General features: G+C 32.7%; 2 protein-coding genes. One reads left to right on the top strand and one right to left on the bottom strand.

Annotated features, from left to right (window positions below; genetic code table 11):
• Window positions 1-208: 208 nt before the first annotated feature.
• Window positions 209-1,195: a DUF3231 family protein gene (locus tag ACFX4W_RS05290; protein ID WP_377559287.1), complete on the bottom strand. Its 987-nt coding sequence runs from the start codon at window positions 1,193-1,195 to the stop codon at window positions 209-211.
• Window positions 1,196-1,404: 209 nt separating this feature from the next.
• Here ACFX4W_RS05290 and ACFX4W_RS05285 point away from each other — a divergent pair, with 209 nt between their 5' ends.
• Window positions 1,405-1,863 carry a hypothetical protein gene (locus ACFX4W_RS05285; RefSeq protein WP_061860421.1) on the top strand — a complete coding sequence of 153 codons (459 nt, stop codon included), beginning with the start codon at window positions 1,405-1,407 and terminating at the stop codon, window positions 1,861-1,863.
• Window positions 1,864-2,167: the final 304 nt, after the last annotated feature.

The following is a 2,167-nucleotide window of genomic DNA, read 5'->3' as shown; positions in this document are numbered from 1 at the left end:
TTGCATGAGGAAATGTGGAAACAGAGGACAAATGCATGGTCCAGAATACTGCTAGGAGAAAATAGGTATGGTAAACGAAAGTGAAGGGGCTCTCTCGCCGGTTGGCACTCAAACACGATTGTTCGAATGCCAAGAGGGTCTTCATATAAAGACATTGTCAATTCCTTAATGCCTCCCGGCCCTCCTACCATTGACAACTGTGTAGTCCCTACTTTGAAGATAAGTCTTCTCTATCCGCAGCTTCTGGTGGTGTTTCCATCCATCCGTTTTCTATCATGATATCAGCTGCATCATTAACAAATCCTGATATATCCTTTAAAAAATTTGCATACATTAGCGCTAAATCGCGTCTTCCGTTTACAGCTACTGAATTTCCAAAATTTCTTACTCTCATCGAAAACATATCCATTTTATGAAATACCATTAATTTATCGGAAAAAGGAGAAGATGTTGAAGTTGTTACTAAATGATCAATTAATTCCGGAGAAGGCAAGTTATCATCATGAAGTTTTTTTATATAACCTTCAATCGCTTTATAAGTAAGTTCTTCTCCTTTTATAAATAGTTCTCGAATCTTTTTCGTTTTTGTAACCTGACTAAACGCCATTACTAAGGCTTTGCTTGCCACGTTAGTCTCTAGATTATCGTATAAATGGGCAATTTCTAATGCATGTAAAGGTCGTACATCTCCAATAAAACCTTTTAAATAATTTTTGTGTGCTATATTTACTTTTTGTGGTGTCGGAATAATAGGCGATTTAATAGCCCACCCTTTATTTATTGAGATATCTTTGATCTGTTCCCCCAATTTTATAGTTGATTCCATACAATGAAGGGAAAATTTCCTTATATCCTCTCTATACATTAACGGTACTCCTACACTGTAAAGGCTAAGTCCTACTTTAGTTACATATCTCAAATAATGTACATAGAACTCGTCTTCAAATAATTTTGGAGCATCAAGATTAACCTCTTCTTTTGTAAAACCATGTGGGATAGGAAAGTTCTCTTTTAAGAAAATATCTTTTATGGTTTTCTGAAATTCTTTACTTAAGTTTAGTGCATTTTCCAATAACTTTTTTATATCTTGGTCTTCAACATGTTGAAGAAAGTAACTTAGAATACATGTAGACATGCTATTGCCCATATATGTAGCCCAAAGTTTACCCATTTCCGCAGAAATTAATTTTTCCATATAAAATCTCCTACATCAATTTTTTCTTAGATTTACCATTAAAAGAATATATATTCTTTTAATTCCCAAACTTTAGTTTTTCCAGAAAAGATTATTTGAATGAGTTTCAATCTGTCCATGGGTAAAGTAAAATACTCCATTACAAATTACGTATATTAGCTCTAATTGGAAGAATAATACTCTTATCTTTTAATTTGGAGGAATCTATAATGAAGAAAGCACATATTTTAATTGTTGGTAGCTGTTTATGTTCAATCATTTTTGGTTCTGTTAATACTTACGCTTATACACCGGAAAAACTTCCTACGTCCCAATCATCAGACCATTGGAAAGTAAAGATAGACAAACCCGATGTTAAGAACTTAAAGGATAATGATGAGTTTAATACCTATAGTATCGACGTGAGTAACCTAGGTTCAAATGTTTATGACGCTACAGTAGAAATCTATGGAGATGAGCCAAATACAAATACTAAAAGCGAATTAATTACATTTGAAATACCTGAATCACAGAATTTCTTCCATCATCAAAATCAACCTATTTCGGTTGACTCAAAAAACATTGAAGTAGTTGTAACATGGAAAGAAGAACCCTTTAGAGTTATGAAGGATGGAAAGAAATATCCTGCACGAAAGTTTAGACAAACATTCTTATTCCCACAAAAGTAAAATTAAGAGCCCTCTTTATTTAAAAGGAGGCTTTTCTTTATTTACTCTTCATTTACAGAATCAATTGCAAAACAAAGGGCAGCTGAATGTGGAGGCCAAATTGAAGTGAAAAAACGCTACATTTGAGAATTATATTGGACAAGATGAAAAATGGAGTCATTATATAGATGGTAAAAAAGAAAAATACATGGAGAATCTACACTGTTAAGTAAATGATAAAACACTTTCCTTATAATTGTAAACGCTAGAATATAATTGACAGTTTTTGCTCAATGTAATTTTACACTTTTGCTTCAATAAGCTA

It is taken from the genome of Priestia sp. YIM B13489 (assembly GCF_042787645.1).
Taxonomy (GTDB): domain Bacteria; phylum Bacillota; class Bacilli; order Bacillales; family Bacillaceae_H; genus Priestia; species Priestia megaterium.
The sequence above is the reverse complement of the archived record's forward strand: the minus strand, read 5'-3'. Positions and strand labels throughout refer to the sequence as shown.